Here is a 17,904-nt window from a genome sequence, read left to right as displayed (position 1 = left end):
GCTAGACACAAAAAAGCCTGCAATCAATTGCAGGCTTTTTTGTGTCTAGCTAAGATTCTATCAAGGTAGGATTCAGCCTTGATGAGATCAATTAGCGAGTTTGGTCAAGAATATAAGCACCAGCACCGCCTACTGCAGCACCACCAAGTGCGCCACGAGCGATGTCTTTGCTATCGCCGTTACTTGTAAGTACAGCACCCGCAGCAGCGCCAACAGCAGCACCTTTAGCAGTATTGCTCAAGCCACTGCTATATCCATTAGTTGCACAGCCGCCCATGATAAGAGCAGAGCTAGTAAGAGCAGTCATTGCAATAGTTTTAGCAAATTTCATAATATCACCTGTTAAGTTATCAAGTTAGTTAATCATAATCAAAACACGATATTTGCATTGTCCAAGCATTTTAGTACTAACATTCAGTATTAGGATACTTGGGCAATAGTCTTAAAATGACCTATTGTGTTACCGCAAAACATATCGTGGTCTGTATTAATAAAGACTGCGTTAAATGTATCAAAAATTGATACTGCTGTCGATTTGTGTAGCAGAGTATGCTCATACTACCCCAACTAATAATTTATGCGCGTAGTAAAAGCGCTATTCTTTGCGAATATCCTGTAAAGGATGTTTCTCCACTGTGTCCTTGATAGAGGTTTTGCTCAGAGTTGTTGCGTTCGTATAGATAACAAGTCAGTTGAGATTGCTGGTTGTAATCTCTAATCGTAAAAATAGAAAAGACCGCTCGGAAGCGGTCTTTTTTGTCTAAGCCAAATGCTTGCGTATTATGCTAAAGCAATACGGTGCTAGCCTTAGTTCTGTGATTTACGTTTCATCTGCTCAAAGAATTCATCATTGGTTTTCGCTTCTTTTAAGCGGTCTAACAAGAACTCAGTTGCTTGTACGCCATCCATCGGCTGTAGTAATTTACGTAAAATCCAAACTTTGCGCAGTTTATCTTCATCAAGCAGGCGCTCTTCGCGGCGAGTACCAGATTTTTTGATATTAATCGCAGGGAAGACACGTTTTTCAGCCAGATCGCGCTCAAGCGTAATCTCTTGGTTACCTGTACCTTTGAATTCTTCAAAGATAACGCTATCCATCTTACTACCAGTATCGATAAGAGCACTGGCAATAATCGTCAAGCTACCACCTTCTTCGACATTACGTGCAGCACCAAAGAAGCGTTTTGGACGCTCAAGCGCATTGGCATCCAAACCACCTGTCAATACTTTGCCAGATGAAGGAATAACGGTGTTGTAAGCACGAGCAAGACGTGTAATTGAGTCCAGTAAGATAACCACATCTTGCTTATGCTCGACCAAACGCTTGGCTTTTTCGATGACCATTTCAGCCACTTGAACATGGCGCTGTGGTGGCTCATCAAAAGTAGAGGCAACCACTTCACCGCGTACCGTACGTACCATCTCAGTGACTTCTTCTGGGCGCTCATCGATCAATAGTACGATGAGATAACACTCAGGATTGTTACGAGTAATTGACTGGGCGATGGTCTGTAGCAGCATCGTTTTACCGGCTTTTGGCGGCGCAACGATAATAGAGCGCTGACCTTTACCAATCGGTGCGATCAAGTCGATGATACGACCAGTCAAATCTTCGGTTGTACCATTACCAAGCTCGAGTTTTAAATGCTCAGTTGGGAATAGTGGGGTCAAGTTCTCAAAGATAAGTTTATGACGTGAACGATCTGGCGTATCAAAGTTGATTTCACCGACTTTTAATAGCGCAAAATAACGCTCAGAATCTTTTGGTGGACGAATCGTACCAGCGATACTGTCACCCGTCTTTAGGCTAAAGCGACGAATTTGGCTAGGGCTGACGTAGATATCATCAGGACCCGCTAAATAAGAGCCTTCTGATGAGCGTAAAAAGCCAAAACCATCCGGTAGAACCTCAAGGACGCCGTCACCATAGATGGCTTCACCGTTACGGGCATGGGTTTTGAGGATAGCAAAGATAATATCTTGTTTACGGCTACGTGCCATATTATCAAGACCCATTTCTTTTGCGATAGCCAATAGCTCAGCGATTGATTTTTTCTTTAATTCAGTAAGATTCATAGATAGGTCATTAGCAAGTGATCAGATGAGAGATGCCATTAGCAGCACAAGTCACGACATTGATTAAAACAACGATAATATGGCGATAGAGGGTGCGTGCACAGAGCTAGGATTTATGTAGTTTGGGTGTTACATGTCAGCTTATGTACGAATTGCAGTCGTTTGATGCAAGGTAATAAGAAATAAATATAAAGAAGGCTACATAAGAGTCTGCGTCAAAAACTCAATATCAGTAATTGTGTTTAGTCATTTCGTTCAGCAATGGTGTTTATAACGACGATTGTGTTTTTGTTGATAAACACGAGGAGAATAGCGATAAGACACTTATGAAAACAATTAGTTTTCTGTTGTCAGCAGACTATACGGTCTTCACAATAGCATTGTCAATAAATTTTGCCAAAAAAGTCATATAATCGAGTTTTTTGCATAAAAAATAAGCAAAAAAGCCACTATCTCAGTGAGATAGTGGCTCCTTCTATTACATTGCAATTTTTAACATATGCTTAGCTATCACAAGCTTATAAATGCTTGTCTAATACTTTTGCCAATTCAGCTTTTGGCTGTAAACCCATTACTGAATCAACTTTTTCGCCATCTTTGAATACAAACAGGGTTGGGATGTTGCGAATACCAAAACGGCTAGCCGCTTGTGGGTTGCTATCAACATCTACCTTAACAATTTTGATTTTACCTTGGTAGTCAGCGGCTAAATCTTCTAAAATAGGAGCGATGGCTTTACAAGGACCACACCAAGCGGCCCAAAAGTCTACCAATACTGGTACGTCTGACTCTAGTACGTCTTTATCAAAGTCTGCATCGGTGGTATGGAAAATAAGATCTGACATAGTTTTCTCTCTTGTTTTATTATTTCTATCGCCATACATTACATAATATCTTAGTTAGATAGTAGCGTGATGAGTGACCAAAGAATCGTTTAGAAGTGGTGAAAATGTGCCATTATATTAACATGTTTGCTCAAACTTGACAGATGCAGGCTGGTTAAATTGTTTAACAATTGCGATTAGCACAATAAATCGACATAGGGCGATATGAATTATATTTTGCCTGCCAGTTGATTCTGCTCTGTGCATTTTTGATGAAATGGTTGCGACTGTTTAACCCGTCTGACATATCTCTTTACGCTTGAAATTGCCATTTACCTCACATTTTAATCCATAAGTAAGTCTGTTTTTTACCTTTACGCCTTAATATAAGTAGCCCATTTTTATGCTTTTTACTGATGAAGAAGTCAACGCCCTTAATGCTCAAGAAAATGCCCGTTCGTTTGAGTTTTTTCAAGCATTTGCACGAGATATTACGGTCTACGAGGACGATGATATTTGGGTGGTTGATAAACCCGTAGGGCTATTAAGTGTCAATGGTAAAACGCTAAATGTGAGTTTGCTAGCAAGGCTTGAGCGCGTCAATCCAGCAGTCAAATTGATTCATCGTCTTGATATGGATACCTCAGGTTTGCTCATTTTTGCAAAAAACGCAGCAGCACAAACTCATATCAGTAAGCAGTTTATTGAGCGTTTGCCACAGAAGAAGTATCAAGCCCGTGTCTTTGGCCAGTGGGAGAGTGTTGGTGCAACTGGCAAAATATCAGTGCCAGTCCGCTACGAGCCTGCGACCAAACCGCGCCACATCGTTGACCACGATTGGTCAAAGCATGCGTTAACCATGTATGAAATATTGGCTCATGAAGAGTGTGACGGTCATGCAGTGACACGAGTGATGCTAAAGCCGGTTACCGGTCGTAGCCATCAACTACGTGTACATATGGTGCATGTTGATCATGTGATGATTGGCGACCCTATTTATGCTGAAGGGACTGCGTTAGAGATTGCGCCAAGGCTCAATCTGCATGCACAGCATCTACGTCTAAAGCATCCGGTATTGGGTGCGTGGATGGACTGGGAAAGCCCAAGTCCTTTTTAATCAGATTTTTTAGTTAAATCATGAAAATTAGATAAATCATGCAAAAACAAGGACCGTATTATGCTTGATATCATAGCAGCAAAGCAGGCGGCAAGGCAGGCAGTGAAGAGACGCTTTCAATCTAAAAAGGCGCGCTTAGACACGCCAGTAGATTATGAAGTGCTTATCATCGGCGCAGGAATTGCCGGTATAGGTATGGCTTGCCGATTGCAGCAGCAAAAACACAGAGGGCTGTTTGGTCATAAAAGCCCAGGTCAACGTAAACGTCAATCATCAAAACAGCAGCAGAAAAGCTCGCAGCGGTTTGCGATTTTAGAAAAGCGTACAGATTTGGGTGGTACATGGGATTTATTTACGTACCCCGGCATTCGCTCTGACTCTGACGCGTTGACGTTTGGCTACAGTTTTAGGCCATGGTTGAACCATAGGATTTTGGCAAAAGGCGGGGATATTAAGCGTTATATTGCTGATACGGCACAGGAGTTTGGCGTCACTGAACATATTCGTTATCAGCATGAGGTACAGCAGCTTTCTTGGTCAACTAGCAGCCAACGATGGACGGCCATGGTAAAAAACCATGTTAGCGGTGAAGTGTTTACTCTGACAGCCAAGTTCGTCGTCGGTGCCACTGGTTATTACGATTATGAGCAAGGTTATAAGCCTCATTTTGATCAAGAAGAAACGTTTGAAGGCCGGATAGTCCATCCGCAGCATTGGCATAACGTCAACTATCAAGACAAAAAGATAGTCATTATCGGGAGTGGTGCGACGGCGATGACGTTGCTACCAGCGTTAGTAGATGAAGAAGCTGAGCAATGCGCCCAACACGTCACTATGCTGCAGCGTTCACCCACTTATGTGGCAAGTGTGCCAGGCGATGATTATGCGCTCGATTGGCTGTCAGGCAAGTTTTCACCTTTATCAAAAGAGCAGGCCTATATGGTATTGCGTACCCGCAATGTACTCATACAACAAGGTACTTACCGAGCGGCTATAGTAGCCCCCAAATTTATGAAAGCGCTATTAAAGCGCGGCGTCAAAACAGAACTAAAAGGCAGCGATGTCGATGTGGCGCATTTTGTACCCGATTATAATCCTTGGGACCAACGGATATGCGCAGTACCAGACAGTGATTTATTCAAAGCGTTACAGGGTAAGCGCGCAGCCGTCGTGACTGACCAAATAAACCATTTCACGAAGACAGGTGTCATGCTCAACTCTGGCAAACATCTCGATGCAGATATCATCGTGACAGCGACAGGGCTAAAGATACAAATGCTGGGTGGTGCAAAAGTATATATCGATGGAGAGGCAGTAGATATCGGTACACGCATGACTTATAAAGCGGTCATGGTTGAAAATGTGCCCAATATGGCAGTGCTGTTCGGCTACACCAACGCCTCATGGACATTAAAGATTGATTTGGCCTGTCAGTATGTGATGCGACTGCTTGGCTATATGGATAAGCATGGTTATCAAGCAGTATTAGCGGAAGCGCAGAGTGAGCATGGCGCTGCCCATGTCCAATCAGAGACTGTGATGGGCGCGTTATCCTCAGGATATGTCAATCGCGCTCAACACGAGCTACCCAAGCAAGGAGATATCTATCCTTGGCGGGTTACAAACAATTATCTCAGCGACCGAATAGTGCTCAAATACCGTAAAATAAAGGATGATTGGCTACGATTCAGTCGTTAGATTGGATGAGTGGCTGTCCTTTAATGTGTCTCGATAAAATCCGCGACTTGTTTGCTTAGCATCTGCCACAGTGTCTCTTGTGCGCTTTTACTGCCCCAAGCGTTGTGCGGGCTAAAGATGACACGTGGATGGTTCTTTAAGCTCAATAGCGGGTCATCATTAGCAATAGGTTCCTGTTCAAACACATCACTGGCATAACCAATGACTTGCTCGTCATTAATTGCATCAGTCAGCGCTTGGCTATCGACGATACCACCACGAGCGACATTGACGATGAGCGGCTGTTTAGCCATTTTTGCTAAGGTATCTGCATTAATAAGGTGCTGAGTTTGTGCATTTAATGGGCAATGTAAGCTTAGAACATCGGACTGAGCAAGTACGTCCTCAAACGCTGTATAGTCGTCATTACGCGGCACCCGTCCTTGCTGTTCCGCCCATAATACGGTCATACCAAAAGCACGCGCGATTTCGGTGACGCGTTTACCGATGGTGCCAACCCCAATGATACCTAACGTTTTATCTTCCAAATCTATCAGCGGGATATCAAGTAGGCAAAAATCACCCTTCGCTTGCCACGTACCATCAGAGACTTTTTGATGGTAGTGAATGCCTGCGCGCATTGCATTTAGCATGAGCATAAACGTATGCTCGGGCACGCTTTTGACCGCATAACCAGCGACATTAAAAAGCGCAACACCGTGCTCATTACAAGCGTCTTGATCGACGTTGTTCATACCAGTAGCAGTCAGTTGAATGAGTTTGAGCTTGGGCAGTTTGCTTATTACTTCAGCGTTAATCTGAACTTTATTGGTAATGATAATATCGGCGTCTTTACAGCGCTCTAAAATAACAGAAGTGTCTTTTGGGGTCTCATTATAAGTGACGTAGTCGCTTATGCCTGTTGGGACAGGTAAGTCGATACCATCAGAAAAAGTGCCTTTGTCTAAAAAAACCGCTTGCATGGTTATTCCTTATCGAATGGTTATTTTAAAGTTGGTTTTAATGATTATCGACGTAATGTAGCATGTTGCCTTGGTCAATCAAAAGCGGTTGATTGAAAATATCGCATTAAAATAGTAATCAGAAACAGCGATTAAAAATATTGCATTGAAAGTTGAAGCTGACCTACTGAACGACTATGAATCAAAAAATTGCGAGGTATCAGTTATCAATGAGGCGTCTGGTGCTTAACGTTTTTAACGTGAGAGATAAAATGATAAAAAACCCTTACGCCATAATTGATGTAAGGGTTTTTTATAAGGGTTTCGCCGTGGCTGTTTTTTTATAAATAACAGGTTATAACGAAAAACGCTTGCGCAATTTACCAATAAAACTACGCACTCGATTGCTTAAATCAATACGAATATCATTTTCAGGGTCGTGCTCTACTTCGTGACGTTTGACCAAATCAGGGCTGGCTTTGAGATTGCTATGATGGCGGAACGCGCGATTGACGCTAATCTCTAGCAGGCTGGCACGCATTGGTTTTGGTAAGCAGCGATATACCTGACCTTTGTTAATAAGATCAATCAATAAACTGGCATCTTGGAACTGTGTTTGCACTAATACCACTAGGTGCGGTGCATCTTGCTTTAAGGTGAAGATAATAGGCGCGATATTCTCACCAGCAACATTAATATCTGTGATACAAACTCCAATATCGTAGTTAGCAAGATAATCGTAGGCAGCTTCTAAACTGGTAGCATGTAATACTTTATAGCTGTTTGAAAATTGCTTGCGAATTTGTTCAATCAACTCATCGTTCTCATCTATGACCAACAGTGTTTGCTTATTATCTGAGCTGTCGATTTGATCTGCATTTTCATCAGGGTTGTACGTCAAAGCAATTTCGGTGGCACGGCCAACAACTGATTGAAGCTCTTCAGATTTACACGGTTTGGTTAGGTAACGATAAATTTCGCCGTCGTTAATAGAGCCAATAATAGCATTCAAATCGGCATACCCAGTAAGCAAAATACGCATAGTCGATGGTGAAACTTCTTTGACTTCTCGTAATATGTCAACACCAACACGCTCAGGCATACGTTGGTCGCTGACGGCCACATGCACGTGGTTATTTTTGATGTAATCAATATATTCGTTGGGGTCAGTGGTGATGAAAACATCATGACTTTTGCGAAAGAGCAGTTTCATCGAGCGCAAAATGCGTTTTTCATCATCGATAAACGCAATTTTTGGTTTGGGTTCAGTACTTAGAACAGACGGCTGTATGTTGTCTTCAATCTCATTCATGTTCGTATCCTTACGATGAATAGTAGGGGCTAAATTATAGGTATTGTTCCTTTTGTCAGTGCCGCCCGGTTATGCGCTGCACTGACAATATAATTAACACTTCGCTTATGCTTACATATTTTGTTCTGTTAAATGATTATCGATGGGCAAGGTTAGGGTAAACACCGTGCCCACGCCTTCGGTTGATGTGGCTTGAATCGCACCATTATGTTGTTCCATAATTTGCTGACTGATAGCCATGCCGAGTCCAGTACCTTCACCTGCTGCTTTTGTGGTAAAGAACGGCTCAAATATTTGATCCAATACGGACTGGCTCATGCCTTTACCGTTATCACTGACCTCAATATAAACGTTGATATCATCAGCGTAGGTACGCACTTCGATTTTGTCATCAGGATTACCATCCATGGCTTGCGAGGCATTGTTCAATAGGTTGACCAGCACCTGATTGATTTGTGATGGTGAGCATTTGATTTCAGGCGTTGTGCCAAAGTTGGTGACAATCTCTTGATTTCTAATAGAATTACCAGCGATTTTTAGCGAAGATTCTATACATTCGCGAACATCGATCGTTTTGACTTTTGATTCATCAAGACGTGCAAAATTACGTAAATTGAGTACCATCTCGGTAATCTGTTCTACACCAAATAAGGAATCTTTAATCAGCTCTTTGAGCTCATCTGATAGGTCATCCTCTTCGATTTCATCAGAAGCACGAACGATATCAGCCAATAGTTTCTCGATTTCAGTGGTAGGCACTGCTTCATTAGTATTAAGTGTCTTCAACCCTTGCACCAAAGCAATCAAATCTTCATATTGTGCTGTCAATTGCCCAATGATTTCGAGGTTGTTCTGCACATAGGATAAAGGTGTGTTTACTTCATGAGCAACGCCTGCGACCATCTGACCGAGCGTGGCCATTTTTTCAGACCGTATCAATTGCAGTTGTGAGTTCTTTAGCTCTTTTAAGGTGTCTTGCAACTCAGCAGTGCGTTCTTCGACTTTCACTTCTAGCTGTTGATTGATATTGGCAAGCTTACCTTCATTAGACTGAATGCGATGAAGTAGCTCATTGATAGAATGGTTAACTAGACCAATCTCATTACGTCCACCCGCAAACTTGACCTCGCTGAGCTTGTTGTATTGCTTGTCATCAATCAGTTTTTCAGCCAGAGAGATTTTGTCTGTGGTCTCTTTCAATGGTTTAAATGCCAAGAATGTCAGCATGAAATAGATCAGCACAACGGTGATAAGTAACGCTAACATGATTGATCTGATCAGGTTTTTGCTTAAGTTATCTGCAATGGCATTGACGGCAGAGTCGGGCTGTACCACGATGAGTTTCCAGTAGGTTTCAGGAATCTGGAAAACATACGCCTGACTACCATTATAATAGTTGTCATTGGTTAACTCGAAATTCTGCAATAGGCGACTGTCCATCGTACTTTGATGGTTTTCACTGGCATTCACATAAGCCGAATAGTTGATAAGCTCAGAACTACTAACAGCAGTTGCTTCTGTTTTATTAAGTGTTGCAATGATTTGTTGGGCTTCTGGAGAGATTTTCGCCGCAACTTGTTTGATGATGTCACTATGCTGAGTCTCTAAAAAATCTAAGATAGGTTGCCAAGCAGGGTCTGAGTCAATCACTTGCTTAATATCAAGCGGTGTACCGGTTTTTTCATCGATATAGTTTAGGCTTTCGGGGTTAGATGAGGCGATGACCTTATTGCTATTATCAAGCAATAAAATATAACCTGAACCAGAGCTTTCACTCAGATTGACGATGTTTTCTTGTAATTGATTAAGTGTAAAGTTTACTGTGCTCACACCCCAAAATTGATTGTCACGCTCGATAGCCACGCCGCAGCTCATAGCAAGCTCGCCTTTGGTCTGAGTGGGGCTCACATCAGCCCAAATACAACCGTCAGGATTGAGGGCTCTTACCTTATTAAACCAGTCTTGTTTATAGTAAGGATTGGCAGGATTTGGATCTGTTAGGATGGCTCGGTAATCACCCTCTTGGCGTACCATCAAAAATGGATGAGTAGCTGCACCCTCACCAAGCGCACCAATATCAGGCCAAATACCACCGCTGCCTAGCAAGCTATAGTCTCGCTTATCAAAAGCATTGGCAGTACTGGCTTGTAGAATGTTTTCTTGTAGTGGTAGTGTCTGCGCACTTTGCTGTAGCTGCAATGCACTACGCATCACACGATTGACATCTGAGGAGATGCTATTGACTGCCGTATTACCTCGTTGAGCCACTAGTTTTCCGGACTCAAGTCGGATTTTTTCATAACCTTCTTTTTCGACGATATAGACGACAACGGCAAGAACAACTGCAAAAGCAAGAAACAAAATAACGGTCACTTGGGTACTGACTTGGTTGAGCAAGCCAACTTTTTTGGAGGCACTCATAAATGTATTCATCCTTGAATTATATAAAGTACGAAAAATACCATCAGCAGTATTTTTGGGTAGAAAAAGAGCCGTGATTATTAAAGCGTATCCTCAATCTGAATATCAAATGTCGAATGGGCTAAAAGAAAAGGTCAAGCAAATAGCTTTAAGGCTTAACTGTTATGTTTCTTTAAAAGTTAAGTGTCTATAAAAGCAGTGATATTCGTACAGTTTTGAACAAAACTGGTTTTAGATATTGGGCCACTAAATATTTTTATTAATAATAAACATGAATAACCAACGTAACAAAAAATGCATCTGTTTTCATAAAGTAACAGTATAGAAACAATTTTATGATGTAAATGTTTTTTATATACTTGCGAGTCGTTATCTTATTGTTTTATATGACCAACTTATGCTTAGCATTGACATAATCTTGTATGAATCTGCTCTTGAAAAGTCAACTTAACGCACTCATCTACCCGCTAACGTTATATAATGGTCGGCTAAACTGCTGGCTCGATTGATGTTGTAGCACTTCGTTTATGTCTTTTTGACATTTTACGGTGTAAACAACCTTATTTAGCGGTCGTTAGCCGCCATTGCTGTTTTCTAAGCTATCTATCTAATTTCTTACTACCTGAGTACAAAAGACATCGCCCTATGACTATCTCTATCGCTTCATTGCACAGTACTGAATTCGCCGTTGGTCAACGTTATTTATCTGATACGGAGTCTGAGCTTGGCTTGGGTGTGGTCATCGATGTTGACGACCGATGTGTGCATATCTTATTCCCGCAAAGCGAAGAGACGCGCGTCTATGCCAAAAACTCTGCGCCATTATCGCGCGTAGTGTTCAAAGCTGGTGACAGCATTTATGACCAAGACGGCAAATGCTACACGGTCAATGCTGTCGATGAAGTGATGGGTGTGCTCAAATATAGTGTCGATGAACACGAGCGCGGCATCATGGAGACTCGTCTCGCTGCCAACATCACGCTTGCCAAGCCGCTTGAGCGTCTGCTCGCTGGCCGCATTGAACGTGGTGATTGGTATGAGCTGCGTCAAGATATCTTGCGTATGCAATCAGCGCTGGCTGGTCATCCACTCAAAGGCCTGATGGGTGCGCGTGTCGATATCATTGAGCATCAGCTCTATATCGCTCATGAAGTCGGTAAACGTATTGCACCGCGTGTCTTACTTGCTGATGAAGTTGGCCTAGGTAAAACCATTGAAGCTGGCTTGATTATTCATCAGCAGCTATTGACCGGTAAGGCTGAGCGCGTGCTCATTCTGGTTCCAGATAGTCTGCAATACCAATGGATGATTGAGCTGCGCCGCCGTTTTAATCTAAATTTTGCCTTGTTTGACTTGGTACGTACGGCAGCGATTAAAGAGCACGATCCTGAACAGAACGTCTTTGCGACCGAGCAGTGCATCATCGCTGGTATGGATCTATTGCTTGACCATCCTGACTTGTATGACCAAGCGATGGACGCAGGGTTTGATTTATTGGTGGTCGATGAGGCGCATCATCTGCATTGGGATGAAGCACAAGGCGGCAATGATAAATATGACTTGATTGCTGACTTTGCAGAAGAGACGGCAGGCGTCATGCTATTGACAGCGACACCTGAGCAGCTTGGTGCACAGAGTCATTTTGCTCGTTTGCGCTTGCTCGATCCGGATCGTTTTGATGATTTAGATGAGTTTATCGATGGTCAAGCCGCTTTTGCTGAAACGGCAACGGTCGCTGGTGTACTGATAGAAGACAAGCCATTGAGTGACGGGCAAATCGCTGCGTTGAGTAGCTTGCTTACGCTCGGTGCTGATGAATTAGCAGGGATTAATGACGACGAAAAACTGCGTACCTATGCGCTTAACGAGCTGCTAGATCGTCATGGTACTGGTCGTATCCTGTTCCGTAATACCCGTGAGAGTGTCAAAGGGTTTTATGGTCGTAGTAGTCAGCCTTATCCGCTGCCATTACCTGATGCATGGGTAAACAGCTATCAAACCACGGGTAAACTGCGTGAGCAGCTATGGGGCGAAGAGAATCAACCTGATGGTGGCTGGCTAGAAGATGACCCACGTGTGTCTTGGTTGGTTGATATCTTGCGCGGCGATCTGAAACATCAAAAGGTGCTGTTGATTGCCCGTAGTGGTGCGACGGTAGAGAGTTTGGAAGCGGTATTACGTCTGCATGCAGGCATTAAGACAGCTATCTTTACCGAGCAGATGACATTGCTTGAGCGTGACCAAGCAGCAGCGTTCTTCGCAGACAGTGAAGGCGCACAGATACTATTGTGCTCAGAGATTGGTTCAGAAGGTCGTAACTTCCAATTTGCGAGTCAGTTGATATTATGGGATTTGCCTGCGAATCCAGATACTTTAGAGCAGCGTATTGGTCGCCTAGATCGTATCGGTCAGACGCAACAAATCATGTTGCATGTGCCTTATGTACAAGGCACGGCGCAAGAGCGTCTGTATCATTGGTATAACGATGCACTGAATATGTTCAATCAGATTTCACCGACGGCGCAGAGCGTACAAGAGCAATATATCCAAGTGCTGAAGCCAATGCTAGAAGGTGCAGATACGGCCGAAAACAAGGTTATTCTACAAGGTATCATCGACGAAGCGCTACAGACGAGATTGGGATTAGAAGCACAGCTACAAGCTGGTCGCGATCGCTTGCTTGAGTATAACTCATGCCGTCCGCGTGTTGCTGGGCGTATCGCTGATGCCATGCGTGATTTTGATGGGCATAATCTATTGCCGCAATTCATTGAGCGTTTCTTTGCTTCGGCCAATATAGATCATAATATTCAGCGTGATGGATCTTGGGTTATCGCCCCGATTGATAGCACTGAGATTAGTGACTATATCGATGGTTTGCCACTTGGTGACGAAGACGGTATGACGTTGACGTTTGAGCGTGATCAAGCGCTACAGCGTGAAGATATCGAATTCATCACTCATGAGCATCCATTGATGCGTGCTATCTATGAGCTGGCGAGTACCAGTACCTTTGGTAATACCACAGTTGCAATGCTCAAAAGTGCTGCTGTACCACAAGGCATGGTGCTGCTAGAAGTGAATTTCCGCGTAGAAGCGATAGCACCAAAAATGCTCAATTTGCCAGCGACATTGACCACGCAAAACATTCGCGTCTTTATCAGTGAGCAGGGCAGTGATTTATCAGCACGTATCAGTGCTGAGATGATCATGCCGCATATTGAGCGTTTGGATAAAAACCGTGCACGCCAAGTGATTAAAGTGCGCGGCGATGTGATTGAGCAGCGTTATTATGAAGCTGAGGATATTGCCCGTCAGCAGTTGGCTGAGATTGGTGAGCAAGCAAGCGCGCGCTTTAGCCAGCAGTGGTCGCGTGAAATCAAACGCCTACAACATTTGCAAACCATCAACCCTAACGTGCGCCCTGCAGAGATTGAGCGTTTAGAGCAGCTAAAAGCACAAGGCGAGCAAGCATTAAGCAACTTGTCATTAGTACCTGATTCTATCCGTGTGCTAGTAGCCGTGAAGCCGTAATTTTGAGACAAAGATAAAGAACGAGGTGATATAAAAAGCCTCGTTCTCTATGGCTAATATCGACATTTACCAGTGTATGGTCATCTATTGTCGTAGTCTAACAATCAAATGGATACTCCCAAGTAGTCTGTCGCTACCTAGCCAAAGCTATCGATATTGGGTAATATGATTACCTTTTTCTATTTATAATAAATACTAGCGATAGCGCTGCTATGACTGTATTTTTGTTCTACAATCTCTCTTGTGTACTTTCAGCAAGTGATTTCATATTATTTTGAATTCAAACGCAAAGGATTTGTCGCTGTATCATATTGATATGATTGGGCACTTGTCTTCAGATAGTTAGCGTTTTTGATAAAAATAAGGAAACATATCGTCATGTCCGATTATTCGCAACTGATAGATGAGCTGCTGGCTACTGTCGCGCTTATTGAAGTTACCCCTGATGTATTTGAGGGTAAGAGCCATGACTATGTCGGCAGTCGTATCTTTGGTGGGCAAGTGCTGGCACAAGCGATTATGGCAGCGGCTCATACGTTGGATAAAGACAAGCCTTGCCATTCATTGCATGGGTATTTTTTGCGTGGTGGTGATATCAACCAGCCAGTGATTTATCAGGTGCGTCGATTGCGCGATGGCCGCAGTCTGTCTGCACGCGAAGTGACAGCGATTCAATATAAAGAAGCACGTGGTAAGCCACCGGTTGAGCAAGTGATATTTTCAATGATTGCTTCGTTTTCACCGATGGAAGAGGGTTTGGAATATCAGGAAGACATGCCTGTTTATCCGCCACCTGAAGACTTGCTCGCTGAGCAGGAGCTGAAAGGAGAGCATATCGGTAAAGTGCCAGATGCGCTGAAATCACGCTTTATGCGTCGTCGTCATGTCGAGATTAAACCGGTTAAACCACGTGACCCTATCAATCCAGAACCAATGAAACCAAAGCAGGCAAACTGGCTGCGTATCCGTGAGCTGGGCAATCAACCAGTGGCGATTCAGCAAGCGCTCTTGGCGTTTTCATCTGATTTTTATTTGGTGGGCACAGGGCTGATGTCACATGGTGTGAGCTTTATGACCAGTGGTCTGCAAGCCGCCAGTATCGATCATTCGATGCATTTTCATCGTAACTTTGATTTAAATAATTGGCTACTATACGATATGTGGAGTGATACCACATCTAATGCCAAAGGGCTGAACCATGGTCAGTTTTGGCAAAATGGTAAGCTGGTTGCCACGGTACAACAAGAAGGCTTGATGCGATTACGTGTGCCGAAGTCTTAGCGCTAACTATATTATAACGACTAAAGAAAAAGCGACTCACTATCAATAGTGAGTCGCTTTTTTTATGGCATATGAGATGGTTGTTTAATCAGCTGGTTTGAGCATGGTTGGTACGGAAATATAGGTTATAAGATTATTCTAAAATCTTGACCATCGCTCGTGGTAATCCAAGTGTTGCTTGAGCATCGTTAGTATTCAACCAATTAATATTAATGTCGGCGGCTTGCAGTGCTTTGGTTATCTCGGCAGCTTGTTTAGTATTTAACGTCACGGACTGCGGGGTCAAATACCAGTGAAAGTGCGTTAGTGAATGTTTAATAGGCGCTTCATCTAGTAAAGTCTTGCTGATAGGTGCTGCTACTAATTCATTTTTTATCATCCACTCATTGATAATCTGCTCAGCAGTGGTAAATTCTGTCTCATATACTTTTTCATTACTACGTACGTCATTTAGCATATCCGATGGTTTATTGTCGCTAGTCTCTACTTTTTTCGCAGTGCTGCCACTCGCTTTACCCTCAATTTTTTCTACGAACTGCAAAGGTAAGCTCCACAATCCACCCCAAATACCGTTATCAGGGCGTTGTAGCCATAAAATATTGTCACTAGTATCTTTAATCAATAACGCATTACTGAACTTACTAGGCTTGGGTTGTTTTTTCGCTTTGACTGGATAATCAGTCTCGCGTCCTTGCGCATGCGCTAGGCAATCTTCTTTGAGTGGACACAATAGACAGGCAGGTTTGCTACGGGTGCATAAGGTTGCACCCATATCCATCATCGCTTGTGCAAATAATCCGGAATACTTGCTAGGTGTTAAGCGTTCCGCCAGTGCCCAAAGCTCTTTAGTCGTAGCAGACTTGGTAATGTCACCGTCAATCGCCGCCCAGCGCGTGATGACTCGTTTGACGTTGCCATCACAGATAACGCCATAATGATGCAAGCCCATCGCCATAATGGCACCAGCAGTCGATGGCCCAACGCCCGAGATCGCTTCCCATGCTGCGAGTGTCTGTGGAAACTCGCCCGTTTCATCGATTACTTCGACCAATTGCTTGGCACCTTTATGCAAATTACGCGCGCGTGCATAGTAGCCAAGTCCTGCCCAATGCTCTGCTACGGTATCCCATTCTGCTGCTGCCAAATCCTGCACTGTCGGAAACGACGCCATAAATCGTGCAAAGTAGGGCAGTACAGTCGTCACTTGCGTTTGCTGGAGCATCACTTCGGATAACCAAACAATATAAGGATTGGGCGTATCGGTTTGGTGCTGTTGCCAAGGTAAGTCATGGCGTCCATTTTCGGCAAACCAATCGAGTAGGCGTGGGGCGAAGGAGTTTAGGGAAGTAGGTGACTGAGAAAATTGAGTAGGCAAGAGTATTCCTTGTAAGTTGAACAGGGATATATAGAATTTGATATTAAGGTTATTTATGGGGTGTAATACGATTGATACAAGATGCAGGTAGGTGAGCTTTGTCGTCAGTATTATTGGATAAAGTGGCAATTAACTCTGTTGTTTGCCAAGTAAAATCTAAGCGTATTTTTAGGTATGTAGAGGTGGTTATGAAAAACACAACAGGTGCGCTAGGCGCACCCTACGAAATATCCTAGTGGACGTTTACTTCCTATTTTTCCGCGTTTTCAAGCGACGCAAACGCTTTTCTTCTTCTTTGGCTTTTTTCTTTTCTTCAGCAGCGATACGCTGTTTAGCGACCACGATTTCTTCAGCCTCAGTCATAGCTGGTGTCTCAAGCGTAATACGTCCAAGTTTCGCACTACGTAATTCATTAATGAGAATCTCAGACATGCGGTATGTATCGACTTGATTGCCCGAACGTACACAGCCGCGATTACGACCAGCGACTTCAAAAAACTCCCAATCAGTCTTTGGCAGTTCTTCAATTTTATAGCGGGTTTTTAGTAGCTCAGGATAGGCGTGCATTAAGTACTCAGCGGTGTAGCTAGCGACATCAGCGAAGTCAAAAGCCGTATCACGAATACCGCCAGTCGCTGCTAGACGATAGCCAGAGTTTTCGTTTTCAACTTTTGGCCATAGCATACCAGGCGTGTCATAGAGCATGATGTCATCGTCCAGCTTAATCAGCTGCTGCGATTTGGTCACGGCAGGTTCATCACCGGTTCTTGCGACAGCGCGCCCTGCTAAGGTGTTAATCAACGTTGATTTACCAACGTTTGGAATACCCATAATCATGGCTTTGATTTGACGACCCGTACCGACTTTATTAGGAACGAGTTGTTTACAGATGGCGATGATGCGTTTTACGTCGTTGGCTTTTTCGGTATCGCAAGCAATGGCTCTTACACCGCTCTGCTGCTCGAGATAATCCATCCATATTTGGGTCAACTCTGGATCAGCAAGATCAGCTTTGTTCAGGATTTTGATGACAGGTTTTTCACCGCGCAGTGCTGCGACCATTGGGTTTTCACTACTATAAGGGATACGCGCATCGATGACCTCGATGACCAAATCCATCTGTGGCATGATTTCTTTGATTTCGTTACGGGCTTTGTTCATATGCCCAGGGAACCACTGAATACTTGCTCTCTTATCCATCTGCTTTCATAACCTTTTATAAAAAATGCTAAAAGTAAAACAATCAACGTTTACTTTCTAATGGTGTCCAGTTTACTACAGAACCACATTACTCACGCCACAATTTCACTTAACCATCATGTGAG

Annotated in this window: 12 protein-coding genes; 4 read left to right on the top strand and 8 right to left on the bottom strand. The window is 43.5% G+C overall.

Features of this window, described 5'->3' with window-relative positions:
• Positions 1–91: 91 nt before the first annotated feature.
• From I6E61_RS11215 to trxA, 3 genes are all read right to left on the bottom strand, one after another.
• Complete coding sequence (locus I6E61_RS11215; RefSeq protein WP_197134798.1) at positions 92–331, bottom strand: hypothetical protein; 240 nt, start codon at positions 329–331, stop codon at positions 92–94.
• Between the two features lie 476 nt (positions 332–807).
• Positions 808–2,076 (bottom strand): transcription termination factor Rho, encoded by a 1,269-nt coding sequence (rho, locus tag I6E61_RS11210; protein WP_055125334.1) that lies wholly within the window; start codon positions 2,074–2,076, stop codon positions 808–810.
• A 518-nt stretch (positions 2,077–2,594) separates the two neighbouring features.
• Positions 2,595–2,921, bottom strand: coding sequence for a thioredoxin (gene trxA, locus I6E61_RS11205; RefSeq protein ID WP_197134795.1), 327 nt, complete (start codon positions 2,919–2,921; stop codon positions 2,595–2,597).
• A gap of 382 nt (positions 2,922–3,303) precedes the next feature.
• On the opposite strand from trxA, the gene I6E61_RS11200 reads away from it, so the two are divergent.
• Together I6E61_RS11200 and I6E61_RS11195 are read left to right on the top strand one after the other, a co-directional pair.
• Positions 3,304–4,017, top strand: a complete 714-nt coding sequence (locus I6E61_RS11200) for an RluA family pseudouridine synthase (protein WP_197134792.1) — start codon at positions 3,304–3,306, stop codon at positions 4,015–4,017.
• A 60-nt stretch (positions 4,018–4,077) separates the two neighbouring features.
• Positions 4,078–5,715: an NAD(P)/FAD-dependent oxidoreductase gene (locus I6E61_RS11195; protein WP_197134789.1), complete on the top strand. Its 1,638-nt coding sequence runs from the start codon at positions 4,078–4,080 to the stop codon at positions 5,713–5,715.
• 20 nt (positions 5,716–5,735) lie between these two features.
• Here the strand turns inward: I6E61_RS11195 and I6E61_RS11190 are convergent, their stop codons facing one another.
• The 3 genes from I6E61_RS11190 to I6E61_RS11180 form a co-directional block, all read right to left on the bottom strand.
• Positions 5,736–6,677, bottom strand: a complete 942-nt coding sequence (locus I6E61_RS11190; RefSeq protein WP_197134786.1) for a D-2-hydroxyacid dehydrogenase — start codon at positions 6,675–6,677, stop codon at positions 5,736–5,738.
• A 334-nt stretch (positions 6,678–7,011) separates the two neighbouring features.
• Positions 7,012–7,968 carry a response regulator gene (locus I6E61_RS11185; RefSeq protein WP_197134783.1) on the bottom strand — a complete coding sequence of 319 codons (957 nt, stop codon included), beginning with the start codon at positions 7,966–7,968 and terminating at the stop codon, positions 7,012–7,014.
• Between the two features lie 111 nt (positions 7,969–8,079).
• A complete protein-coding gene (locus I6E61_RS11180) occupies positions 8,080–10,389 on the bottom strand; it encodes a sensor histidine kinase (RefSeq protein ID WP_197134780.1) in 2,310 nt (769 codons plus the stop codon).
• Positions 10,390–11,034: 645 nt separating this feature from the next.
• Here I6E61_RS11180 and rapA point away from each other — a divergent pair.
• On the top strand, positions 11,035–13,923 hold the full coding sequence (gene rapA, locus I6E61_RS11175; protein WP_197134778.1) for an RNA polymerase-associated protein RapA: 2,889 nt from the start codon (positions 11,035–11,037) through the stop codon (positions 13,921–13,923).
• Between the two features lie 378 nt (positions 13,924–14,301).
• Positions 14,302–15,204, top strand: a complete 903-nt coding sequence (locus I6E61_RS11170) for an acyl-CoA thioesterase II (protein ID WP_197134776.1) — start codon at positions 14,302–14,304, stop codon at positions 15,202–15,204.
• A 133-nt stretch (positions 15,205–15,337) separates the two neighbouring features.
• Here I6E61_RS11170 and mutY read toward each other — a convergent pair whose 3' ends face one another.
• The gene (mutY, locus tag I6E61_RS11165) at positions 15,338–16,579 is read right to left on the bottom strand and encodes an A/G-specific adenine glycosylase (RefSeq protein ID WP_197134774.1); all 1,242 of its coding nucleotides are present in this window, start codon (positions 16,577–16,579) and stop codon (positions 15,338–15,340) included.
• Between the two features lie 243 nt (positions 16,580–16,822).
• Complete coding sequence (gene ylqF / locus I6E61_RS11160) at positions 16,823–17,779, bottom strand: ribosome biogenesis GTPase YlqF (protein WP_194197954.1); 957 nt, start codon at positions 17,777–17,779, stop codon at positions 16,823–16,825.
• Between the last annotated feature and the right edge of the window lie 125 nt (positions 17,780–17,904).

The organism is Psychrobacter sp. NZS113 (assembly GCF_015864825.1).
Lineage (GTDB): Bacteria > Pseudomonadota > Gammaproteobacteria > Pseudomonadales > Moraxellaceae > Psychrobacter.
This window is presented reverse-complemented; position numbering and strand designations above follow the sequence as displayed.

Excerpts from the sequence above, each read along its gene's own strand:
- I6E61_RS11215 (WP_197134798.1), bottom strand. The coding sequence starts at position 331 with ATGAAATTTGCTAAAACTATTGCAATGACTGCTCTTACTAGCTCTGCT.
- rho (WP_055125334.1), bottom strand. The coding sequence starts at position 2,076 with ATGAATCTTACTGAATTAAAGAAAAAATCAATCGCTGAGCTATTGGCT.
- trxA (WP_197134795.1), bottom strand. The coding sequence starts at position 2,921 with ATGTCAGATCTTATTTTCCATACCACCGATGCAGACTTTGATAAAGAC.
- I6E61_RS11200 (WP_197134792.1), top strand. The coding sequence starts at position 3,304 with ATGCTTTTTACTGATGAAGAAGTCAACGCCCTTAATGCTCAAGAAAAT.
- I6E61_RS11195 (WP_197134789.1), top strand. The coding sequence starts at position 4,078 with ATGCTTGATATCATAGCAGCAAAGCAGGCGGCAAGGCAGGCAGTGAAG.
- I6E61_RS11190 (WP_197134786.1), bottom strand. The coding sequence starts at position 6,677 with ATGCAAGCGGTTTTTTTAGACAAAGGCACTTTTTCTGATGGTATCGAC.
- I6E61_RS11185 (WP_197134783.1), bottom strand. The coding sequence starts at position 7,968 with ATGAATGAGATTGAAGACAACATACAGCCGTCTGTTCTAAGTACTGAA.
- I6E61_RS11180 (WP_197134780.1), bottom strand. The coding sequence starts at position 10,389 with ATGAGTGCCTCCAAAAAAGTTGGCTTGCTCAACCAAGTCAGTACCCAA.
- rapA (WP_197134778.1), top strand. The coding sequence starts at position 11,035 with ATGACTATCTCTATCGCTTCATTGCACAGTACTGAATTCGCCGTTGGT.
- I6E61_RS11170 (WP_197134776.1), top strand. The coding sequence starts at position 14,302 with ATGTCCGATTATTCGCAACTGATAGATGAGCTGCTGGCTACTGTCGCG.
- ylqF (WP_194197954.1), bottom strand. The coding sequence starts at position 17,779 with ATGGATAAGAGAGCAAGTATTCAGTGGTTCCCTGGGCATATGAACAAA.